The 22,932-nt window shown below is 38.4% G+C and carries 23 protein-coding genes and 1 pseudogene; 14 read left to right on the plus strand and 10 right to left on the minus strand.

Features of this window, described 5'->3' with window-relative positions; translation table 11 throughout:
• Positions 1 to 3: 3 nt before the first annotated feature.
• Genes ABN217_RS14405 through ABN217_RS14420 form a run of 4 tightly spaced genes read right to left on the minus strand, consistent with a single transcriptional unit; the run spans position 4 to position 3,989 of the window.
• Complete coding sequence (locus ABN217_RS14405) at positions 4 to 633, minus strand: NADH:ubiquinone reductase (Na(+)-transporting) subunit D (protein ID WP_072070899.1); 630 nt, start codon at positions 631 to 633, stop codon at positions 4 to 6.
• The gene (locus ABN217_RS14410; RefSeq protein ID WP_196553668.1) at positions 626 to 1,414 is read right to left on the minus strand and encodes a Na(+)-translocating NADH-quinone reductase subunit C; all 789 of its coding nucleotides are present in this window, start codon (positions 1,412 to 1,414) and stop codon (positions 626 to 628) included. The genes ABN217_RS14405 and ABN217_RS14410 overlap by 8 nt, the downstream gene beginning before the upstream one ends.
• The gene (locus tag ABN217_RS14415) at positions 1,407 to 2,645 is read right to left on the minus strand and encodes an NADH:ubiquinone reductase (Na(+)-transporting) subunit B (protein ID WP_196553667.1); all 1,239 of its coding nucleotides are present in this window, start codon (positions 2,643 to 2,645) and stop codon (positions 1,407 to 1,409) included. The genes ABN217_RS14410 and ABN217_RS14415 overlap by 8 nt, the downstream gene beginning before the upstream one ends.
• Positions 2,646 to 2,648: 3 nt before the next feature.
• Positions 2,649 to 3,989: a Na(+)-translocating NADH-quinone reductase subunit A gene (locus ABN217_RS14420; RefSeq protein WP_072070902.1), complete on the minus strand. Its 1,341-nt coding sequence runs from the start codon at positions 3,987 to 3,989 to the stop codon at positions 2,649 to 2,651.
• Between the two features lie 415 nt (positions 3,990 to 4,404).
• Here ABN217_RS14420 and ABN217_RS14425 point away from each other — a divergent pair, with 415 nt between their 5' ends.
• Positions 4,405 to 5,166, plus strand: coding sequence for a L,D-transpeptidase family protein (locus ABN217_RS14425; protein WP_340895422.1), 762 nt, complete (start codon positions 4,405 to 4,407; stop codon positions 5,164 to 5,166).
• On the opposite strand, the gene ABN217_RS14430 is transcribed toward ABN217_RS14425, so the two are convergent.
• Both ABN217_RS14430 and lpcA read right to left on the minus strand, forming a co-directional pair.
• On the minus strand, positions 5,137 to 5,904 hold the full coding sequence (locus ABN217_RS14430; protein ID WP_196553665.1) for a class II glutamine amidotransferase: 768 nt from the start codon (positions 5,902 to 5,904) through the stop codon (positions 5,137 to 5,139). The two genes, ABN217_RS14425 and ABN217_RS14430, sit on opposite strands and share 30 nt — an antisense overlap.
• A gap of 56 nt (positions 5,905 to 5,960) precedes the next feature.
• Entirely contained in the window at positions 5,961 to 6,539 is a 579-nt protein-coding gene (gene lpcA / locus ABN217_RS14435; RefSeq protein WP_072070905.1) for a D-sedoheptulose 7-phosphate isomerase, read from the minus strand.
• Positions 6,540 to 6,777: 238 nt separating this feature from the next.
• Here lpcA and fadE point away from each other — a divergent pair, with 238 nt between their 5' ends.
• The gene (gene fadE / locus ABN217_RS14440) at positions 6,778 to 9,225 is read left to right on the plus strand and encodes an acyl-CoA dehydrogenase FadE (protein WP_349439698.1); all 2,448 of its coding nucleotides are present in this window, start codon (positions 6,778 to 6,780) and stop codon (positions 9,223 to 9,225) included.
• A 112-nt stretch (positions 9,226 to 9,337) separates the two neighbouring features.
• Here the strand turns inward: fadE and lysA are convergent, their stop codons facing one another.
• On the minus strand, positions 9,338 to 10,579 hold the full coding sequence (gene lysA / locus ABN217_RS14445; protein WP_197269466.1) for a diaminopimelate decarboxylase: 1,242 nt from the start codon (positions 10,577 to 10,579) through the stop codon (positions 9,338 to 9,340).
• A gap of 112 nt (positions 10,580 to 10,691) precedes the next feature.
• On the opposite strand from lysA, the gene ABN217_RS14450 reads away from it, so the two are divergent.
• Positions 10,692 to 11,618, plus strand: coding sequence for a LysR family transcriptional regulator (locus tag ABN217_RS14450; RefSeq protein WP_196553662.1), 927 nt, complete (start codon positions 10,692 to 10,694; stop codon positions 11,616 to 11,618).
• Here the strand turns inward: ABN217_RS14450 and ABN217_RS14455 are convergent.
• On the minus strand, positions 11,595 to 12,515 hold the full coding sequence (locus ABN217_RS14455; RefSeq protein WP_349459548.1) for a LysR family transcriptional regulator: 921 nt from the start codon (positions 12,513 to 12,515) through the stop codon (positions 11,595 to 11,597). The two genes, ABN217_RS14450 and ABN217_RS14455, sit on opposite strands and share 24 nt — an antisense overlap.
• A gap of 105 nt (positions 12,516 to 12,620) precedes the next feature.
• On the opposite strand from ABN217_RS14455, the gene ABN217_RS14460 reads away from it, so the two are divergent.
• Together ABN217_RS14460 and ABN217_RS14465 are read left to right on the plus strand one after the other, a co-directional pair.
• On the plus strand, positions 12,621 to 13,493 hold the full coding sequence (locus tag ABN217_RS14460; RefSeq protein WP_196553661.1) for an MBL fold metallo-hydrolase: 873 nt from the start codon (positions 12,621 to 12,623) through the stop codon (positions 13,491 to 13,493).
• A complete protein-coding gene (locus tag ABN217_RS14465; RefSeq protein WP_340895413.1) occupies positions 13,481 to 14,149 on the plus strand; it encodes a DsbA family protein in 669 nt (222 codons plus the stop codon). The genes ABN217_RS14460 and ABN217_RS14465 overlap by 13 nt, the downstream gene beginning before the upstream one ends.
• Positions 14,150 to 14,256: 107 nt before the next feature.
• On the opposite strand, the gene ABN217_RS14470 is transcribed toward ABN217_RS14465, so the two are convergent.
• Complete coding sequence (locus ABN217_RS14470; RefSeq protein WP_349439692.1) at positions 14,257 to 14,682, minus strand: prepilin peptidase; 426 nt, start codon at positions 14,680 to 14,682, stop codon at positions 14,257 to 14,259.
• A gap of 455 nt (positions 14,683 to 15,137) precedes the next feature.
• Here ABN217_RS14470 and rsmE point away from each other — a divergent pair, with 455 nt between their 5' ends.
• The 4 genes from rsmE to ruvX all read left to right on the plus strand — a co-directional run bounded on the left by rsmE (position 15,138) and on the right by ruvX (position 17,957).
• Positions 15,138 to 15,869: a 16S rRNA (uracil(1498)-N(3))-methyltransferase gene (gene rsmE, locus ABN217_RS14475; protein WP_349439691.1), complete on the plus strand. Its 732-nt coding sequence runs from the start codon at positions 15,138 to 15,140 to the stop codon at positions 15,867 to 15,869.
• 10 nt (positions 15,870 to 15,879) lie between these two features.
• Positions 15,880 to 16,836 carry a glutathione synthase gene (gene gshB, locus ABN217_RS14480; protein ID WP_196553657.1) on the plus strand — a complete coding sequence of 319 codons (957 nt, stop codon included), beginning with the start codon at positions 15,880 to 15,882 and terminating at the stop codon, positions 16,834 to 16,836.
• 138 nt (positions 16,837 to 16,974) lie between these two features.
• A complete protein-coding gene (locus ABN217_RS14485) occupies positions 16,975 to 17,538 on the plus strand; it encodes a YqgE/AlgH family protein (protein ID WP_072071101.1) in 564 nt (187 codons plus the stop codon).
• Positions 17,538 to 17,957 carry a Holliday junction resolvase RuvX gene (gene ruvX / locus ABN217_RS14490; RefSeq protein ID WP_072071102.1) on the plus strand — a complete coding sequence of 140 codons (420 nt, stop codon included), beginning with the start codon at positions 17,538 to 17,540 and terminating at the stop codon, positions 17,955 to 17,957. Before ABN217_RS14485 ends, ruvX begins: the two co-directional genes overlap by 1 nt.
• A 52-nt stretch (positions 17,958 to 18,009) precedes the next feature.
• On the opposite strand, the pseudogene ABN217_RS14495 reads toward ruvX, so the two are convergent.
• A pseudogene (locus tag ABN217_RS14495) lies at positions 18,010 to 19,014 on the minus strand (type IV pilus twitching motility protein PilT).
• Positions 19,015 to 19,035: 21 nt separating this feature from the next.
• Here ABN217_RS14495 and ABN217_RS14500 point away from each other — a divergent pair.
• Genes ABN217_RS14500 through hemW form a run of 5 tightly spaced genes read left to right on the plus strand, consistent with a single transcriptional unit; the run spans position 19,036 to position 22,871 of the window.
• Entirely contained in the window at positions 19,036 to 19,734 is a 699-nt protein-coding gene (locus ABN217_RS14500) for a YggS family pyridoxal phosphate-dependent enzyme (protein WP_349439690.1), read from the plus strand.
• Between the two features lie 14 nt (positions 19,735 to 19,748).
• Positions 19,749 to 20,567, plus strand: a complete 819-nt coding sequence (gene proC / locus ABN217_RS14505) for a pyrroline-5-carboxylate reductase (protein WP_349439689.1) — start codon at positions 19,749 to 19,751, stop codon at positions 20,565 to 20,567.
• A gap of 18 nt (positions 20,568 to 20,585) precedes the next feature.
• Positions 20,586 to 21,143 (plus strand): YggT family protein, encoded by a 558-nt coding sequence (locus ABN217_RS14510; protein ID WP_072071106.1) that lies wholly within the window; start codon positions 20,586 to 20,588, stop codon positions 21,141 to 21,143.
• A gap of 11 nt (positions 21,144 to 21,154) precedes the next feature.
• Complete coding sequence (locus ABN217_RS14515) at positions 21,155 to 21,748, plus strand: XTP/dITP diphosphatase (protein WP_196553652.1); 594 nt, start codon at positions 21,155 to 21,157, stop codon at positions 21,746 to 21,748.
• Positions 21,741 to 22,871 (plus strand): radical SAM family heme chaperone HemW, encoded by a 1,131-nt coding sequence (hemW, locus tag ABN217_RS14520; protein ID WP_072071108.1) that lies wholly within the window; start codon positions 21,741 to 21,743, stop codon positions 22,869 to 22,871. Before ABN217_RS14515 ends, hemW begins: the two co-directional genes overlap by 8 nt.
• The last annotated feature ends 61 nt before the right edge of the window (positions 22,872 to 22,932 follow it).

Consider the following 22,932-nt stretch of genomic DNA (forward strand, 5'->3'; position numbering starts at 1 on the left):
CGATTAGTCCTCTTCAACCTGTGCAGGTTTTAATGTACGTAATCCCCAAATTAGCAAGCCAATGATAAAGAATGCACTTGGTGCTAACAGGAATAAACCGTTAGGCTGATACCAGCCACCATTCTGGATAGATTCCATCACGGTAATGCCAAATAATTTACCAGAACCGAAAAGCTCACGTAAAAATCCGACAAGGATCAAGATAGCGCCATACCCTAAGCCATTACCAATACCATCCATAAAACTTTCAATCGGTGGTGATTTCATTGCATAAGCTTCTGCTCGTCCCATAACGATACAGTTAGTAATGATAAGGCCAACGAAAACAGAAAGTTGCTTAGAGATTTCATACGCATAAGCTTGCAAAATTTGGTCAACAACGATAACTAATGAAGCAATAATCGCCATTTGAACAATAATACGAACGCTACTTGGTATGTAATTACGAATTAGTGAAATAAAGAAACTTGAGAATGCAGTAACCAGTGTTACAGCAATTGTCATCACGAATGCCGTTTCAAGTTTTGTTGTTACAGCCAGTGCAGAACACACACCCAATACCTGTAAAGCAATAGGGTTGTTATCTAACAATGGTCCAAGTAAAACGCGTTTAATTTCTTTTGTATCAGCCATTGATTTCTCCTTCACGTACTTTTTTCAGGAATGGGCCGAAACCTTTTTCACCTAACCAGAAGTCGAACATATGCTGGATGCCATTTGAGGTCAGTGTCGCACCAGAAAGTCCATCAATACCATAAGGATTACCAGAAGCAGCGCCACTACGTACAATCTTGATAGCAGGTACGCCTTCCTCATTGATTAGACGCTTACCTTTCCATTGTGCTTTCCACTGTGGATTGTCAACCTCTCCCCCTAAACCGGGCGTTTCACCATGAGCATAATAAGTAATACCTTTGGAGGTTACACCATCAATATCAACCGCTATAAAAGCATACATCACAGACCATAAACCTGAACCATAGACAGGTAGTACGACTTCTGTTGTTTTACCTTGCTCATCAAGGACAAAATACACTTCTGCTGTATTTGAACGTCGGCGAATTTTGGCAAAATCATCTGCCGGTGATAGTGCAATTGAAGTATCGTCACTACGTAATGCCGTATTTAAATCAAAATTACCTTTACTATCAGTCAGTTCACCTGTCTGAAAATTAACAATTTTTGCTTTAATACGAGTGTCATACACTTTCAATACATCTGTTGCGCTCATTTTAGGTACAAGCAATCCAGCAACATCAAGAATATTACGTTGTTTATCAAGAAGTTTTTGTTCTTCTTGTTTAGACTTAAGTCCAACCGCGGCCCCTGCTACTACGACGGAACACACAAGACACAGAATAAATACAACGAGAAACGTTCTTGCGACGCTATCTTTGTTTTTCTCTTTAGCCACGAGCTTTTCTCCGCTTAATATTCGCCTGAACAACCACATAATCGAACAGTGGTGCAAATAAGTTTGCGAATAAGATTGCCAGCATCATTCCTTCTGGGTAAGCCGGATTGACGACACGAATAAGCACAGCCATTACGCCAATCAAAATACCGTAAGCCCATTTACCTTTATCAGTAAATGATGCAGATACTGGATCTGTTGCCATAAACATCATACCAAACGCAAAACCACCTAAAACAAGGTGCCAGTGCCAAGGCATTGAGAAGAGAGGATTGGTATCTGAACCGATAAAATTAAACAGATATGACATCACGATCATGCCTACCATTACTCCTGCAACGATACGCCATGAAGCGATACGAGCAAAGAGAATGACAGCACCACCAATTAAGATCATCAGCGTTGAAACTTCACCAATCGAACCTGGAATATATCCCAGAAAAGCATCCATCCAAGAGATAGGTTGTTGGGTAACTGTGTTTAATAATGCGCTTTCACCTGATACAGACCATTGTGACAATGGTGTTGCACCCGAGAAACCATCAGCAGCAGTCCAAACCAGATCACCTGAAATTTGAGCTGGATAAGCAAAGAACAGGAATGCACGACCCGCTAATGCTGGGTTCAAGAAGTTACGACCTGTACCACCAAAAATTTCTTTTGCGATAACAACACCAAACGTAATACCTAGTGCAGCCTGCCAAAGTGGTAGCGTTGGCGGTACAATCAAAGCAAACAGTATGGATGTAACAAAGAAACCTTCGTTAATTTCATGCCCACGAATGAAAGCAAAAAGTACTTCCCAAAACCCACCAACCGCAAAAACAACAAGATAAATAGGTAAAAAGTAAGTTGCACCAAGTAGCATCTTACTTCCCCAACCTGCATCCGTTGCTAATGATGCACCAAGGTATTGCGCAAGGCGATAATGCCAGTCGGAAGCGATGATTTGCTGTAATTCTACGCCACTATATAACTGATTCAGTGCAGGGATCGCTTGGTGGCCGACATTATACATTCCCCAAAACATTGCTGGAAAAACGGCTAACCAAACCAAGATCATCATGCGTTTTAGATCGATAGTGTCACGAACATGTCCACCATTACGCGTTACTGTGCCTGGCGTATAAAATACTGTGGTCACAGCCTCATAAAGTACGTACCATTTTGCTAATTTGCCACCGGGCTCAAAATGGTGCTCTACTTTTTCAAATAAATTTTTCAAACCCATGAGTTACCCTTCCTGCTCAATTTTGGTCAATACTTGGCGCAGTGCTGGGCCATACTCATATTTGCTTGGGCAAACATAAGTACATAATCCCAAATCTTCTTCATCCAATTCCAAACAACCTAATGCTTGCGAACTGTCTGTATCACCTACAACTAAATCACGTAATAAATGCGTTGCCATAATGTCTAATGGCATAACACGCTCATAGTTACCAATTGGTACCATTGAACGTTCGCCACCATTCATTGAAGTTGTAAAAGCAAAGCGTTTATTTTTTAGGAAGTGACCGATAGTTGTACGAGTGATAGAAAATTTATCGCTACCCGGCATACCCCAACCAAATAACTCTTTATCACGACCTTCTCGTAATACAGAAACTTGATTATGGAAACGACCTAAATAGTGATGAGCCTCATCAGATTTCCATCCCCATAACACAGAGCCAGAAATAATGCGGTTTTCATCATCAACTAATTGATCTTTGGTTAACTCATAGAGATCAGCCCCTAAACAAGTACGCACTAAACGCGGTGCTTTTACTTGAGGGCCGGCTAATGCAACGACGCGTTCAGTGTATAAAGAACCTGTTGTAAACAAGTAACCAATAGCAATCACATCTTGGTAATTTAAATGCCAAACCATTTTCTTAGCACTGACAGGCTCTAAGAAATGAATGTGAGTACCTACCAATCCTGCTGGGTGAGGACCAGAAAATTGGTTATAGCTAATTTGTCCGTCATTTAATTTTGCAGGTGATTTTTCGCCATGACAAACATAGACCTTTCCTTCAGTTAATCTGGTTAAAACAACAAGGCCATCATTAAATGCCTTCTCATTTTGCTCAATAATAACCATAGGATCAGCCGCAAGTGGATTGGTATCCATTGCAGAAACAAAAATGGCAACAGGTGTTGTACCTAAATGCGGAGTACGACTGTAAGGACGAGTCCTTAACGCAGTCCACATGCCCGATTTAACAAGGTTGGTTTCAACCTGTTCACGGGTCAAATCTGACAACGCAGCGCTATCATAGCGATTGAAGGTAATTTCTTCGTTGCCATCAATTTCTATCACGATAGATTGGAACACACGGCGTTCACCGCGGTTAATTTCAACGACTTTACCACAAGCTGGGCTGGTGAAAACAACACCGGCATTCTTTTTATCTTCAAAAAGAATTTGCCCTTTTTTTACATGCTCACCTTCCGAAACCATCATAGAAGGACGCATACCGACATATTCTTCGCCTAGCAGTGCTACGCGTTGAATCGCGGGTCCGTCTTCTATCACTTGGGCAGGCGCTCCTGCAATTGGGAGGTCGAGTCCTTTTTTAATTTTAATCATAAGATTTGCACAAGTTTATCAGTTAAACCCTAAGCTACAAATTCACCCCGAAAATGTAGCGACTCTGTAATAAAAACATCTTAAGGTGTTTTTGAACCTTAAGTTATTTATCTCCGATAATTGTTACTATTTTCTCTTATTCTGCCGACCTGAATTTTATCATCTCAGCCTAACCCTGTCTGACTATTCGAGTGATTTAGCTCAAGCAAATGGGAATATTATTTTGACTGAAACGTTAACAACTCGTATAAACCGAATTAAAATATCATCTTTCTCGACGATCGCTTAAATTTTACACAGAATATTTTGTAATAGAAAAGAAACCATCTCAGATTTTAATTTACAAATTTATTGCTTCATAGCAATCTACGATCTACTTTATCAACAAATTTTAAGCTATTTTTCTGATAAAACCATGACCAGTCACGCAAAACAACTAATCAGTTTTTTAACATTAATGTTAACTTCTTTATTAGTTAACGCCGAGAATAGTTCAAAATTTCTAATGGAACCTGTTAAAAAAAGTACAGGACAGCCTATCTATATTCAGATTTTCAAAGAAGAAAGCTTACTTGAACTTTATACAGAAAAATTAGATGGGCAATTAGAAAAAGTACGTACTTACCCCATCTGTAGCTATTCTGGTGGGTTAGGCCCTAAAAAGTTTCAAGGTGATTTAAAAAGTCCAGAAGGCTTTTATCAGGTTAATTTTTCACAATTAAATCCGAATAGTCGATTTTACCGAGCTATCAATCTAGGATTTCCTAACCAATACGATAAATCAAAAGGATACACAGGGGATTTTTTAATGATCCATGGAGCGTGTAAATCGGTTGGTTGTTATGCAATGACCGATTCAGTTATGGATGAAATTTATCAGTATGCTGAACTAGCCCTGAAAAATGGACAATCAGTGATCAATATTCATATTTTCCCATTTAAAATGACTAACGAAAATATGAAGAAACATCGCTATTCAACGGACATAGATTTCTGGCAACAACTTATGCCCGCCTATCAATATGTCGAAGAGCGCAAACAGATCCCTTCTGTAACTGTTAAGGATGGACACTATCTTGTTAATAGCACCTCAATTGTACCTAATCAAGCCATCCTTAATTTATCACAAAATAGTGAAAGTAAATGGCTACAGGATACGCACACCACGATCAAATAATACAAACTCCCCCACAGGAATACGTTGCCAAGACTCATTTCCAGTAAGTGGTAATGTTGAAATAACAGAAACAACATCATCTGATTGTGTATGTTGCTGAAAATCAATTTCTACATCTTGATCAAGTAGTTTTGCTTTTCCAAAAGGCGCTTTTCGCGTGATCCAATGCAAATTTGTTGAACAATATGCCATAACAAATCGTCCATCGGATAACAGCATATTAAAAACCCCTTTTTGCCTTAATTGAGAGGCTAAAGTAGCAATAAAACGAAACACAGCCGGCCAATTAGCAGGTGTTCGTTTATAACGCTCTTCAAGTTGATTTAAAATCCAACAAAATGCTTTTTCACTGTCTGTTTGACCGATAGATCTAAAGCGTCCTGTTTCAAGAGATTGATAGCCTTTTAATTGACCATTATGTGCATAGGTCCAGTTTTTACCCCATAATTCACGGGTAAAAGGATGGGTGTTTTCTAAAGAGACATTTCCTCGATTCGCCTGACGAATATGGGCAATGACAGCCTCAGATTTAATCGGATATTCTTGAACAAAGCGAGCGACAGGTGAAATAGCACTGGCTTGAGGGTCTTTAAATGTGCGACACCCTAGTCCTTCGTAAAAGGTAATTCCCCAACCATCTTTATGAGGCCCAGTTTTGCCCCCTCTTGGAATTAACCCACTTAGGCTAAAATTAATATCTGTCGGTACATTTGCACTCATGCCTAATAATTCACACATCGCTCACTCCTTCTTGTCGATGTTTATTGCTGATTTATAGCAATCTCAATAACGACTTACTTTTCCATTTCTTTTTCAATTAATTGGATCAGAATATGGATAACTTTGATATGGATTTCTTGGATGCGATCAGCATAACCAAAATGAGGAACACGAATTTCAATATCCGCAGTTCCATCCATTTTGCCACCGTCTTTACCCGTTAGCGTAATGACTTTCATGCCTTTTTCACGCGCAGCACTAATCGCTTTGATGATATTGCCTGAGTTACCTGAAGTTGAAATTCCCAGCAGAACATCACCTTCTCTACCTACAGCTTCAACATAACGTGAAAATACATATTCATAGCCAAAATCATTACTCACACATGAAATATGGCTTACATCAGAAATCGCAATGGCAGGATAACCTGGACGATTTTCACGGTAACGCCCTGTCAGCTCTTCAGCAAAATGCATTGCATCACAATGAGAACCACCATTACCACAAGATAATACTTTGCCACCAGCCTTAAACGAATCTGCTAATAATACAGCTGCTTTTTGAATAGCTTCAATGTTTGCATCATCTTGAAGAAAGCGAGAAAGGGTATCTGCTGCTTCTGTTAACTCACCACGGATAAGATCTTGGTACATAGGATTTTTACTCCAGAAAGGGTAATCGAAATTTTCTGTTTCTCAGTGTAACGGATTCGATGTCATGAAAGAAGATACCCATTACCGACAAATGCTAACTTCTCTCATTTACGAATAATTTGTGAGCTATATTGTAATTAGAATGTAAATATATTGATAAAAGTTAGTGACTAGATTAGATCTAAATAACAAACAACAGGTCTGACCTCTGATCTCTTGCTAAATACAGGAGTTTATTATGACACTACTCAGTATTGCACTTTTCATTATTCTTATTGGCATACTTAGTTATCGCAAATCTGGTATTGCGGTAAGTAGCCTTGTCCTTATTGCTTACACTTTTGTAATGGGTCTAGTCAATATTTGGAGTTACTGGCTACTTCTTCCCGTTGCATTAGTTTTATTACCCTTTACACTTCCGTCTATTCGTAAAACCTATATTTCTGCTCCTGCACTTAAAGCATTTCAAAAAGTCATGCCTTCTATGTCTAAAACAGAACAAGAAGCCATTGATGCAGGTACAACATGGTGGGAAGGTGAGCTTTTCCGTGGCGCTCCTGATTGGAAGCAATTGCATAATTATCCCAAACCACAACTCACCGCTGAAGAACAAGCGTTTCTTGATGGTCCAGTAGAAGAAGTTTGTCGTATGACAAATGACTTTGAAATCACTCATGAGTTAGCTGACTTACCACCTGAAATCTGGCAGTACCTGAAAGATAATCGCTTCTTTGCGATGATTATTAAAAAAGAGTATGGCGGATTAGAGTTTTCTGCCTATGCACAATCTCGTGTATTGCAAAAGTTGGCTGGAGTATCTGGTATTTTAGCTATCACAGTTGGTGTACCTAACTCTTTAGGCCCTGGTGAACTTCTTCAGCATTATGGTACCGATGAGCAGAAAAAACGCTATTTACCCGGTTTAGCCAAGGGAGATGAAATTCCTTGCTTTGCTTTAACCAGCCCTGAAGCTGGCTCTGATGCAGGTGCGATCCCAGACAGTGGTATCGTTTGCATGGGAGAATGGCAAGGAGAGCAAATATTAGGTATTCGTTTAAATTGGAATAAGCGCTATATCACCCTTGCACCTATCGCAACCGTATTAGGATTGGCGTTTAAATTGCGTGATCCTGAACATCTTTTAAGTAACGATGAAAACCCTGGCATTACCTGTGCATTAATTCCCACCTATGTAAAAGGCGTTGAAATTGGCCACCGCCATTTCCCATTAAACGTTCCGTTTATGAATGGCCCTACTCGCGGTAAAGATGTTTTTGTTCCTATTGATTACATTATTGGTGGGCCAAAAATGGCAGGACAAGGCTGGAGAATGCTGGTGGAGTGCCTTTCTGTTGGTCGTGGAATTACTCTACCTTCAAACTCGACCGGTGGATTAAAAAGTGTGGCAATGGCAACGGGCGCTTATTCTCGTGTACGCCGTCAATTCAAAATTCCTATTGGTAAAATGGAAGGTATTGAAGAGCCATTAGCACGTCTAGCTGGTAACGCTTATCTTTTAGATGCGGCTGCAACCTTAATTACCACTGGTATTATGTTAGGGGAAAAACCTGCCGTTCTATCTGCTATCGTCAAATATCATTGTACTCATAGAGCACAACGTGGTGTTATTGATGCAATGGATATTGTTGGTGGTAAAGGGATCTGCCTTGGAACTTCAAACTTTGTTGCCCGTTCTTATCAAGGTTCGCCTATTGCGATCACCGTTGAAGGTGCCAATATTTTAACACGTAGTATGATCATTTATGGTCAAGGTGCTATTCGTTGCCACCCTTATGTGTTAGATGAAATCGCCGCAGCACGTGACAGCAATCTACATGATTTTGACCGAGCCTTATTTGGCCATATCGGGCATGTTGCAAGTAACACCTTACGAAGTATTTGGTTAGGTATCACTAATGGTCGTTTAAGTGCATCACCAACCAATGATGAAACACGTCGTTACTATCAGCAAATTAACCGCCTTAGTGCCAATATGGCTTTATTATCTGATGTTTCAATGGGGGTTTTAGGTGGAAGTTTAAAACGTCGTGAGCGTATTTCTGCTCGTTTGGGTGATATTTTAAGCCATATCTTCCTCGCTTCTGCGACCTTAAAACGCTATGAAGATGAAGGTCGTCATACTGCCGATTTGCCATTAGTACATTGGGGTGTGAAAGAGTGTCTATACCAAGCTGAAAATGCAATTGATGAACTGTTACGTAATTTCCCGAGCCGAATGATCGCAGGTACTATGCGCGCCATTATTTTTCCTCTCGGTAAAGTGCAGAAACTGCCATCTGATAAACTAGACAGTAAAGTGGCTCAAATTATTCAACAACCATCTGAAACTCGCGATCGTATTGGTAGAGGCCAATTCTTAACACCTTGTGAACACAATCCACATGGTTTAATGGAAGAAGCATTACTTGATATTTTGGCAGCAGAACCTATTTTCGACCGCATTTGTCGCCTCTACGAGAAAAAATTCAGTTTTACTCAATTAGATAAGTTAGCAGATAAAGCATTAGCAGATAAACGAGTGACACCAGAAGAGGCTGATATTTTACGTAAAGCTGAACAAAGTCGCTTACGGAGTATCAATGTTGATGAGTTTGACTTTGATGCACTGGCGGTGCCCGCAAAAAAGTCTAAAACGAGTGATACTAAAACAGATAAAGCAGCCTAGTTTATTTATATGAAGGGCATATCACCCGCTGAATAAAACAAAACACCTCATAACTAAATAAGTCATGAGGTGTTTTTATTTCAATAAAAGTAAGACTAATAAAAAGGATTAATTAAAGATTTAACTCCAACGCTAATAATTCTTCTATGGTTTGACGGCGTCGAATTAATTGAGAAGCCCCTTTTATTATTAATACTTCTGGAATAAGAGGACGACTATTATAATTAGATGACATTGAAGCGCCATAAGCCCCTGTATCATGAATAATTATGTAATCACCCACTTGAATTTGAGGTAACAAACGAGGGGTAACTGTGCCACCTTCCTGCTGAGTAAAAACATCACCCGATTCACAAAGCGGGCCTGCAACAATAGTTTCTTGTAATTCTATCATTGGCTTTATTTGCCCATGATTATCTAAAACTGAAATTTGATGGTAACTTCCATACATAGCAGGGCGCATTAAATCACTAAATCCAGCATCCACCAGTACATAGTGACGGCTTCCCATCGATTTAACCGCTCTTACTTGAGAAACTAATACACCAGACTCAGCCACTAAGAAACGTCCCGGCTCGATTTCAAGCTCAATATCATGACCAAGATGTTGTGCAATACGTTGACGTGCTTTATCCCACAACGAAAAATAGTGAGTTAAATCGACCGTAGCATCACCTTCTTGATATGGCGTTGATAATCCGCCACCAGCTGAAATTGCTTGAATATCAACCTTAGCGGTAAGCACTTGTTCTACCATTGCATCACAAACGCTTGATAGATGCTGATAATCGACCCCTGAGCCAATATGCATATGAAAACCAACTAGAGTTAGGTTGTATTGTTGGATCACAGATAATGCTTCAGGAACATCATCGAACCAAATACCATGCTTACTATTTTCACCACCTGTATTAGTTTTTTGGCTATGTCCGTGACCAAATCCAGGGTTGATTCTTATCCAAACAGCATGCCCTTGATTGCGTTCACCTAATTGACGAAGCATATCTATAGAACCTGCATTAACAGGAATATCTAACTCAATAACACGTTCAATAGTTTTTTCATCCAATAAATCAGCAGTAAAGACAATCTCACTTTTTTCTCTACCGCCTTGATAACCTGCCACTAAAGCACGTTCAATTTCACCTAATGAAACCGAGTCTACTTTTACACCCTGCGCTTTCATTAAACGTAAGATATGAATATTTGAGCAAGCCTTTTGAGCAAAGCGAACCACATCAAACGATTTTAGTTGAGCAATACGTTCAGAAATTGTATCGCCTTGATAAATCCATAATGGCGTTCCATACGTTTGCGCGAGTTGATATCGAGCCATAGTGATTGATGTTGTCATAATATTTACTCATAAAAGTCACTGGTGAATAAAATGATTATTAATTAACTTAAAAAGGAATAAAAATATCAAATAAGCTACACTCTATTCATCTGTGATATAGGAATAATAAATGAAAGCTCCTTTTAACTGGCGACATATTGAAATATTTCATGCTGTAATGACGACACAAAATCTCACTGAAGCGGCTGAATTACTGAAAACCTCACAACCTACTGTAAGTCGAGAGTTATCACGTCTTGAGCATTTATTATCATTTAAGTTATTTGACAGGATAAAAGGTCGGCTTCAGCCCACAGCAGAAGGATTACGATTTTTTGAAGAAGTGCAACGCTCTTATTATGGTTTAGATAGGATCATTAATGTTGCTGAAAGTATTCGTCATTTTCGACAAGCTGAACTAAATATCACTTGTTTACCTGCATTCGCTCAATCATTGCTGCCTTCTATTTGTCGTCAATTTATTGATCAACATCCCGATGTCAATTTAACTATCGTCCCTCAAGAATCACCATTGTTAGAAGAATGGCTATCAGCTCAACATTATGATTTAGGATTAACAGAACACACCCAGACACCAGCAGGAACTCGACAAGAAACACTGTTAACACTCAATGAAGTTGCCGTTTTACCTAAGTCACATCCATTGTGTCAAAAAACATTGTTACACCCGTCTGATTTTCAGAACGAGCGTTTTATCAGCTTATCTGTTAATGATACTTATCGACAGCTCATTGATACCGTTTTTATTCAAGAAGGAATAACGCGACAATTAATCATGGAAACACAAAGTGCTGCATCTATTTGCGCCATGGTCAGTGAAAATATCGGCATTTCAATTGTTAACCCTATTACTGCTCTTGATTACCTCAATAAAACACTTTGTATTCGCCCTTTAAGTTTTACAATCCCTTTTACTATAAGCTTAATTTGCCCATCTCACCGCCCATCATCACAACTGGTTTCCTATTTTATTGATGTAATGAAAAGTGCATTAGCGAATTACCCTGCACACTTAAAGCTCGCCTTTACCCGATAAACCAAGCCAATGTGAAGAGGATGAAAACCATTCAACAAGAAAATCGAGCAATACACGTACTGCAGCTGGCATATTTTGCCGACTTGCTAAAACAGCATAAATCCCCATAGGTTGAGCTTGATAGTCAGCTAAAACGTGTTCTAACTCTCCACTTTCAAGATAAGGTTTTGCTGAATAATAAGGCTGTAATGATATCCCCGCTCCTTTTAATGTTGCCTGCAATAACACAACGGATTCATTAGCACTCAAATTACCGCCAACGGGCACAGAATAACGCTTATCTCCTAAATTGAATTCCCACAAGCTACGACCAAAAAAACGATAAGTTAAACACTGATGTTGAGCGAGATCATCCGGTGTTTTCGGTATTCCTTTTTTTACTAAATAATCTTTATGAGCACATACTACAGAAAGGCATGTTGCCAGCGGCCGCGCAATTAAATTAGGCTCAAGATGATTAGTAATACGCAAAGCAATATCAATGCGTTCTTCCACCAAATTCACTGTTTGATTAGTAATTTGTAAATCGACAGCAATTAAAGGATAACACTGCATAAACTCACAAATAGCAACAGATAAAATGCTATTTGCTAATGATTGTGAACTGGTAATACGAACAAGCCCACTAATTTGATGACGCTCTTTAGGAATATTGGCAGGGATACGTTCTGCCATTTCTAATAATTGCAAACTTTGTTCATAAACCATCTCACCAACAGATGTTAAGCTCTGTTTGCGTGTCGTTCTATGCAATAAACGAACACCCGCCCATTCCTCCATTTCATTTAAATAGCGAGTTACCATGGCTCTAGACATGCCTAGATAATCAGCAGCTTTTATCATGCTACCTTGCTTCACAATAGTCACAAAAACTTCTGATGCTTTTATTTTATCCATTTTATTTGCTCGATTTACGCAACAATTAATTGCCTGAAATGAGGTTTTTCTCTTGTTTTATGCAACATATTATAGTCAGCAACAACATTATGGAGAAAACAAAAGATGAAAAAATTACTTCCTTTAACACTTGCAACAACCGCCTTCTTCGCAACTTCAGCATTAGCTACTGAATTAACATTAGATATCTATAATCCAGGAGAGGCGAGTGTTTTTCCTGTTTCTTCTGAAATTATTTATGGTGATAAAGATGCTGTTTTAATTGATGCTCAATTTCAGAAAAATGATGCACAAGCCTTAGTTGATAAGATCAAAGCTTCTGGAAAAAACCTGACTTATATTTATATCAGCCATTCAGATCCTGATTTTTATTTTGGATTAGATGTTATTACTGATGCGTTTCCAAATGCTAAAGTGATTGCAACTGCGCCCACAATCAATGCAATCAACGAAACCCAAGCAGGAAAACTGGCCTACTGGAGCACAGTACTTAAAGAAAATGCCCCTAAAAAAATCATCATTCCTAAAGAGGTAACAGGCGATAGTTTTTCTATTGAAGGAGAGACTATTTCTATCAAAGGATTAGATAGCCAATCTCCAGATAGAACATATCTTTATGTTCCAAAACTGAACGCAGTGATGGGGGGTGTTTTAGTTTATGAAAATATTCATGTCTGGTTAGCAGATACTCAAACTATCACAGAGCGCCAACATTGGGTTAAAGCATTGCAACAAATAAAATCACTCTCACCAAAAACTGTTATTCCAGGCCACTATTTACCTAAAGCAACATATAGTCTACAAGCAGTTGACTTTACGATGAATTATCTAATTGAGGCTGAGAAAAATCTTGAAAAGACAAAAAATTCAGATGAATTTATTGCAGTGATGGAAAAAACTCATCAGAATTTAGCAGATAAATCAAGCCTAGAGCTCAGTGCAAAAGTACTTAAAGGAGAGATGCAATGGCCTCAGTAACAAGCAGTACAGGTAACACTCAAAGTACTAAAATATTGCACTATGTTTACGATCCTCTTTGTGGTTGGTGTTATGGCATTGCTCCCCTTATTGAAGTAGTGAGTAATATATTTCCAGATGCTATTAAGTTACATGGTGGTGGTTTATTTACACCAACAAGAGCCGTAACTGGTGGTCAATCATGGAAAGAGCACGTCACCCCCATTGATGAACGTATTAGTCAGTTATCAGGTCAAGTATTTAGTCATGCATACCGTGACACTCTTGGTAACACAGAAATGGTATTAAACTCTCTGTTACCTATTTCAGCTATTCTTGTCGCTCAAATAATGGGAAAGCGTGACGTTTATTTATTAAAAGCATTACAAGAAGCCTATTACCTTGACGGTTTAAATATCAGTGATAAAAACACACTGTTATTTATTGTGAAAAAGCTAGGCTTTGATGTTGAACAGTTTGCATCTTTACTGTCTGAAATTAATGAAGCACAAACTCAACAACATTTAAGTCAAACACAGCAATTAATGAGCCAAGTTAATGGCCGTGGTTTTCCGACACTATTTATTGAAGATGCTCAAGGTTATCACCTGATATCAGTTGAAAAATATTTAGGTAATACAAAACGTTGGCAGCAATTTATAACAGAAAATCTATAATCAATTTTATAGTGTGCTGATTTATTTACGTATTTCTGCACACTACCTTCTTTATTATTCAAAACATTACCCATTTTAAATGTTATAAATATAAAATTATCAATAAACTAAAAATAGAAACTAAGCACCATTAGTGTCGAAAAAGATAAACAAGAACCAAATGCGACTTTGTTTAAATATTCTTTTGTGGTTATTAATACGATGCAATACACACAAAGCCCCAACAAAGAAGCACCTAAAAGAATATAAGGTAATTTTTCAAATCCACACCATGCACCAATTGCACCAAACAATTTCACATCACCAAAACCCAATACACATTCTTGATAAATAAAATATCCCCATAAATAAATGCCATAAAACAGCCCCGTTCCCATTAAAAAACCATAAAAAGCATGATGAAAAAGGACTAAACCATATGTAGTATAATTTATTGATAATCCTAAAAATAACAACCAAAATGTTAAGTCATTAGGCAACAAAAAATAGTCCGCATCAAAAATAGAAAGCATTAATAAATAAAAAGTTAACATTGAAAATATTATCAATAAAGACAATGAATTAATTGAAGTTATCCAATAAAGAAAAATAACAAAATAACTAAAAATAAGCTGATAACGCCGAGATTTAGGCAATAAAGATAATAAAGAATAAAATGTACAAATTTTAATTGTCATAAAAAAATAACTAAGAAAAGAGAGCAAGAAATCACGTTTAAAGAGAAAATAAATAAAATTCATAAATATCAATTCCTTATTTTTTACAGCTCCTGTGAGTTAACTGTATAAGAGAATAAATTGAATACCGAGAATTCTTTTATAATTACCCTAAAAACATGAAATTTTGCGACAAAACTCGCAAGAAAAATCACGCTATAATAACGATAAAAGCAAAGTGATAACTTGCATGCCATAATGTCATGCGTATGATGCATATCACATATTTTATTTATCACGGTTAACCATCTTTTACGTAAGGGTTTCACGTTATGCGTATTCCTCGCATTTATCATCCAGAATCACTCACAACAGGCATGCAAACAACATTAGATGACGAAGCATCTAATCATGTTGGGCGTGTATTAAGAATGTCTACAGGGCAAAAATTGGCATTGTTTGATGGTTCAAACCAGGTGTTTGATGCCGAAATCATTGAAAGCACAAAAAAGTCAGTCACAGTGCAAGTAAATGAAGGCATTGTTGATGATAAAGAATCCCCTCTCGACCTCCATTTAGGGCAAGTATTGTCTAGAGGTGAAAAAATGGAGTTTACTATTCAAAAATCAGTAGAGTTAGGTGTAAATACAATTACGCCACTGATCTCAGAGCGCTGTGGTGTTAAACTAGATCCAAGCCGTTTAGAGAAAAAACATCAACAATGGCAAAAAATTATTATCTCAGCCTGTGAACAGTGTGGTAGAAATACACTTCCACAATTGATGCCAGTGATATCATTAGAAGAATGGTGTGCTCAAAATGATGATAGTTTAAAACTCAATTTACACCCTAGAGCAAACCAAAGTATTAATACCTTACCCTTACCTGTTAAAAAAGTGCGCTTATTGATTGGCCCTGAAGGTGGGCTTTCCCCCGAAGAAATAGCCATGACAGCAGAGCACCATTTTACTGATATTTTATTAGGTCCTCGTGTATTAAGAACTGAAACAACAGCGCTCACCGCAATCACCGCTTTGCAGGTTCGGTTCGGCGATCTGGGATAAAGGAGAAGTAATGATTAAATTAGGTATTGTGATGGATCCAATTTCATCCATCAAAATCAAAAAAGACACCAGCTTTGCCATGCTATTAGAAGCACAGCGCCGTGGTTGGGAAATTCATTATATGGAAATGAACGATCTTTACCTACATCAAGGTGAAGCTCGCGCTCATACTCGTTTACTCAGTGTAGAAGAAAACCCAAAAAAATGGTTTGAATTTGGCCAAGAGCAAGATATTGCTTTAGGTGAACTTGATACTATTTTAATGCGTAAAGATCCGCCTTTTGATACCGAGTTCATCTACGCAACCTATATTTTAGAGCGTGCAGAAGATATGGGAACACTCATTGTTAATAAGCCACAAAGCTTGCGTGATTGTAACGAAAAACTCTTCACAGCGTGGTTCCCAACATTAACACCAGATACTTTAGTTACCCGTGAAGCTAAACATTTACGGGCTTTTCATGAAAAACACGGTGATGTGATCTTCAAACCATTAGACGGTATGGGTGGCGCATCTATTTTCCGTTTGAAAAAAGACGATCCTAACGTAGGTGTCATTATCGAAACACTCACAGACCATGGCCATCGTTTCTGTATGGCGCAAAATTTCTTACCTGAAATTGTTGATGGTGATAAACGCATTCTTGTTGTAGACGGCGAACCTGTTCCTTATTGCTTAGCACGTATTCCTGCAAAAGGGGAAACTCGTGGCAATTTAGCGGCTGGTGGTCGTGGTGAAGCTCGCCCATTAACAGAGAGTGATTGGGCAATTGCACGTCAAGTCGCACCTATACTTAAGCAAAAAGGCCTTATTTTTGTTGGCTTAGATGTTATTGGCGATCGCTTGACTGAAATTAACGTCACAAGCCCAACTTGTGCGCGTGAAATTGAAGCTGCTTATCCTGATGTATCTGTAACAGGTATGCTAATGGATGCAATAGAAGTACGCCTAAATAAGAAAAACTAACTTTTAATCCCCCCCCGCTAAAGGGTTTAAAAGTCTGAACCTAGCCCCTACATATAAATAGATGGTATACATTAAGAAATACAATGTATAAAGGGCTAGGTTTTTTACTAAAAATGATCAGGGAACAGTATTACTATTATGAATTTACTTAACCATTTTCTTATTGCTATGCCTTCATTAAGCGATCCGCTATTTGAGCGTTCGGTCGTCTATGTTTGCGAACATAATGAAAACGGTGCGATGGGCTTAATTATTAATAAACCTATCGAAGACATCTCAGTGGAAGGCGTATTAGATCAACTAGAGATTTTTTCAACGGACAGAGACGAAGCGATTAGCTTACAAAAACCTGTGATGTCAGGAGGTCCAGTTGCAGAAGAGCATGGTTTTATCTTACATACTCCGGTGTCAGGTTTTAGCTCTAGCATAAAAATCAGTGACAGCACCATGATCACAACATCCAAAGATGTATTAGAAACCTTAGGCACAGCAAGACAACCAGAAAAAACATTAGTTTCTTTGGGATATTCCAGCTGGGAACAAGGTCAGTTAGAGAAAGAGATTTTAGAAAATAGTTGGCTTACAGTTGAAGCTGCGCCTCAGATTATTTTTGATACCCCTATTGCTGAACGTTGGCATAAAGCTGCTGAATTAATTGGGATTAATATCCATACTATTTCGCCTATAGCGGGTCACGCATAATGTCAAACAGAACAGTAATGGGCTTTGATTTTGGCACTAAAAGTATTGGTGCTGCTATTGGCCAAGAGATCACAGGAACTGCTAGACCTTTAGCTTCATTTAAAGCCAAAGACGGTATTCCTGATTGGTCTCAGATCGAAAAAATCATAAAAGAATGGCAACCTGATTTAGTCATTGTGGGTTTACCTCTTAATATGGATGGCACGGAGCAATTAGTCACAACCCAAGCAAAAAAATTTGCCAATCGCCTACATGGTCGATTTGGTGTACAAATTGCCTTGCATGATGAACGCCTTAGTACCGTTGAAGCTCGTTCTCACCTTTTTGAGCGTGGTGGCTATCGTTCATTAGATAAAGGCAGTGTGGATGCAACATCTGCCGTTATTATTCTTGAAAGCTGGTTTGAACAGCAATGCTAACAAGTGCACGTCATGCAAAACGACAGGTCTTGTTAATCTCACTCTTAAGCAATCAATCTCGTTGAATTAATCCTTCATGTTGACGTTGCTGACGACTTAACATGAAGGTTTGCATGCCATATTCACTACCCGTTTGCATTAATGTTGTTACTTGGTGATATTTCCCTTCTCTAATAAGATGCGAAATGCCCTGCGTAACTTGCATTATTTCAAATAATGCCACTCGCCCACCTTCAGTTGAAGGTACCAACTCTTGTGAAATTATCGCCCTCAAACTGCATGCTAATTGTGATGAAATCCATTGACGCTCATTACCTGCAAATACGTTAGTAACACGTTCAAGTGTTTGTGTTGCGCCTTGAGTATGCAAAGTAGCTAGAACTAAATGCCCTGTTTCAGCTGCGGTTAAAGCTAACTTAATGCTTTGTGCATCTCTTAACTCACCTAGCATAATAACGTCTGGATCTTGACGTAAAGCACTCTTTATTGCACTTGCACTATTTTTCACATCGCGTCCAACCTCTCGTTGCTGAACAACACTTTGTTTATTGTTATGTATAAATTCAATTGGATCTTCTAATGTCAAAATATGCTGACGTTGATATTGATTTAAATGATCAATCATCGCGGCTAATGTCGATGACTTACCACTGCCTGTAGCCCCAGTAACTAAAATAAGCCCATAAGAATAGTTATCTAATAATGTTGAAACCGACTTAGGTACTCGAAGTTTATCTAAAGAAGGGATTTGTGTTTCAATTATTCTTAATACTGCTGAAACACCTTTTTGTTGTCAAAACAAATTAATACGAAGCCGTTGCCCACAGGGCAATGTAAGTGCTGTATCAATCTGACCTTCATTCTCAAAAATTTGCTTTTGGGCATCCGTCAAAAAAGGCCTGAACCACGCAAGTAGACTATCGGAAGTGATAGGTTTACATTGATTTTGTTGATAAAGTATTCCATTGATCCGTAATCGTGGTACATCGCCACAACAAAGATGCAGATCAGAGGCGTTATGCTTTACACTATACGCAATTAAATTTTCCATTTTCATCTTATTATCTCCTGAGTTGCCATGAATACTATTAAACAGAATCTCGTCAATGTCAGGTCTCACATTGACACAGCAGCGCAGAAATGCGGCCGTTCTTCAGAAGAAATAACACTACTTGCAGTGAGCAAAACAAAACCTGCGAGCGACATCGAAAAAGCAATCGCGTGTGGGCAAACTGAATTTGGTGAAAACTATGTCCAAGAAGGCGTTGATAAAATCAATTATTTTGCTGATAACCACACTTTAGTTTGGCACTTTATCGGTCCTCTACAGTCAAATAAAACACGCCTTGTTGCTGAAAATTTTGATTGGTGCCATACCATTGATAGATTAAAAATCGCTCAAAGATTAAGTGATCAACGTCCTACTTCATTGCCACCATTAAATGTACTTATTCAAATCAATATTAGTGATGAAAACAGCAAATCAGGTATTAATCTCACTGAACTTGATGGGCTAGCAGCACAAATTTCTATTCTTTCAAGCATTAAATTACGTGGATTAATGGCTATTCCCGCACCTGAAAGTAATTATGACAAACAAGTTGAAGTATTAGAAAAAATGCATCTTGCCTTTAAGCAATTACAATCTCAATATCCCAACATAGATACATTATCTATGGGAATGACGAGTGACATGGATGCTGCTATTGCTTGTGGTTCAACACTTGTTCGTATTGGTACAGCAATTTTTGGCGCAAGAGATTACGCGACTAAGTAAAAATAGAGGTTTATATGGAACATCGTAACATCGCTTTTATTGGCGCTGGAAATATGGCTCAAGCCATTATTGCTGGATTGATTCAAGGTGGATATCCAGCACATAAAATAACCGTCAGCTCTCCTTCTGCCATTCGCAGAGAGCCTTTAGAGAAAGAGTTTGGTATCCATAGTACTAATGACAATATTAGCGCAGTGAAAAAAGCGGATGTCATTATACTGGCTGTAAAACCTCAAATGATGGAAGAAGTTTGTAAGCCCTTACAAAATATTGATATGAGTAAAAAGTTAGTCCTCACTATCGCTGCTGGCATTCCTGCTACACGTTATAACGACTATTTTGCAGCTCAATTACAACTCGTTCGTATTATGCCAAACACGCCTGCACTCGTAGGTAAAGGCTTAAGTGGTATGTTCGCGTGCCATTCACTTTCATCTCAAGATAAACAATTCGCCGATGAATTAATGAAAAGTGTCGGAACAACTGTTTGGGTAGAGCAAGAATCTGCCATCAATGATATTATCGCCGTTGCTGGTAGTGCACCCGCTTATTTCTTCTTGTTTATGGAATCAATGCAACAAGAAGCTGAACGTTTAGGTTTTTCACCTGATGTAGCAAAAGCCATCGTGCAACAAGCGGCAAGTGGCTCTACTGCCTTAGCTGAAAAGCAACATATGCTACCTTTCTCAACTTTACGCGAGCAGGTAACATCAAAAGGTGGAACGACAGCCGCTGCGCTTATGCAGTTTTATGAAGGTAAATTACCTGAAAACGTCGCTTCTGCCATGCAAGCTGCGATTAAACGTGCGCAAGAAATGGAAAAACAATTTTAATTTCATCAGGGCCAACTAATGAATTTTTTAAATTTCGTCATTCTGACTCTTCTTCAACTCTATACATCCGTACTTTTATTACGTGTTTGGATGCAATGTGTTAGAGCTGATTTTTATAATCCTTTTTCACAATTTATCGTCAAGATCACACAGCCAATTGTTCGCCCATTAAGAAGTGTAATTCCTTCTATTGGCCCTATTGATACAGCCTCCGTTTTACTGGCATATGTATTAATTCTACTAGGTATTATTATTCCATCTTATCTATCTGGAACATCATTTCCTTTATCTTTAATGTTCCCATTTGCTTTTATTGAACTACTCACAGCAGCAGGTAAGATGATTTTTTGGTTGATCATTATCCGCGCGATCCTTAGCTGGGTAAGCCAAGGTCGTAATCCAATTGATCATCTTTTATATCAATTAACAGAACCTTTAATGGCACCTATTCGTCGTGTAATTCCGGCAATGGGTGGTTTAGATTTCTCTGCAATGATTGTTATTCTCGTGCTTTACGCTCTGAATTATCTGCGTGTAGACGTTTTACAATGGTTACTTAGCGCAACTCTTTACTAAGGATAACACTCATGCAAAAAGTAGTACTCGCAACAGGAAATCAGGGAAAAGTCAAAGAGCTAGCCTCTTTGCTTTCTGATTTTGGTTTAGATATTGTTGCTCAAACAGAGCTTGGTGTTGATTCAGTTGAAGAAACTGGCTTAACTTTTGTTGAAAATGCGCTAATTAAAGCGCGTTATGCAGCAAAAGTGACCGGTTTACCTGCAATTGCCGATGACTCAGGAATTTCGGTTGATGCTTTAGGTGGTGCACCAGGAATTTACTCAGCACGCTATGCAGGTGTAGATGCAAGCGATCAGCAAAATCTGGATAAATTGCTTAATGCAATGAAAGATGTACCTACTGAAAAACGCCAAGCGCAATTTAATTGTGTATTGGTTTATATGCGCCATGAAAACGATCCAACACCTCTGATTTTCCACGGTATTTGGCATGGTGTATTAAGCACAGAAATGCATGGTGAAGGTGGATTTGGTTATGATCCTATTTTCTTTGTTCCAGAGTTAAATTGCACTGCAGCGCAATTAACTAAAGAGCAAAAAAATCAGCACTCACATCGTGGTAAAGCACTTAAATTAATGTTGGATGCGCTTAAGAATGCTTAAGTTGCCCCCATTAAGTTTATATATTCATATTCCTTGGTGCGTACAAAAATGCCCTTATTGTGATTTCAATTCACACACACTAAAAGGTGAAGTACCACATCAGGAATATGTGCAACATTTACTCAATGACTTAGATGCTGATCTTATTCACGTTGGTTCTCGTGAAGTTCAAACGATATTTATTGGTGGTGGAACACCTAGTTTATTAAGTGCTGAATCAATGGCTGATTTGCTTTATGGCGTTAAAGAACGCTTAGCTGTTAGCCCTAATGCAGAAATTACCATGGAAGCAAATCCGGGAACCGTAGAAGCTGAACGCTTTGCCGGATTCCAACGTGCTGGTGTAAATCGTATTTCTATTGGTGTGCAAAGTTTTGGCAATGACAAACTTATTCGCTTAGGGCGCATTCATGATGCAGATGAAGCTAAAAATGCAGCTCGTTTAGCCAAAGAATTAGGCTTACGTAGTTTTAATTTAGATTTAATGCATGGATTACCAGACCAATCATTATCTCAAGCGCTTTCGGATTTACAGCAAGCAATAGAATTATCCCCACCACATTTGTCTTGGTATCAATTAACCATTGAACCCAACACACAATTTGGTTCCCGCCCGCCTAAATTACCTGACGACGATATGTTGTGGGATATTTTCTCAGAAGGCGATAAATTATTGACAGCTGCAGGCTATCAACAATATGAAACATCAGCATATTGCAAGCCGGGTTTTCAATGTGAGCACAACTTAAACTATTGGCGTTTTGGAGATTATTTAGGTATTGGCTGTGGTGCTCATGGAAAAATAAGTTTTGAAGATGGTCGCATAATGCGAACAGTAAAAACCAAGCACCCTAAAGGTTTTATGGAAGGCCGTTATCTCGATCAACAACATTTTGTTGATAATGATGACCGTCCATTTGAATTTTTTATGAACCGTTTTCGCCTATTAGAAGCATTTCCAAGACAAGACTTCAGCAATTATACGGGGCTTTCTGAAGAGGTTATTCGCCATCAGATAGATGAAGCATTGGCTTTAGGTTATATCAATGAAACAGATACTCATTGGCAAATTACACCTCATGGCAAGCTGTTCCTCAACTCATTGCTTGAACTATTTCTTTAATATTAATGATTTGAAATAGCTAGCTTAAAAAATGCCCATACTGTTATTCTCAGTTGGGCAT

This window comes from Proteus sp. fly-1067 (assembly GCF_040139345.1).
GTDB classification, from domain to species: domain Bacteria; phylum Pseudomonadota; class Gammaproteobacteria; order Enterobacterales; family Enterobacteriaceae; genus Proteus; species Proteus vulgaris_B.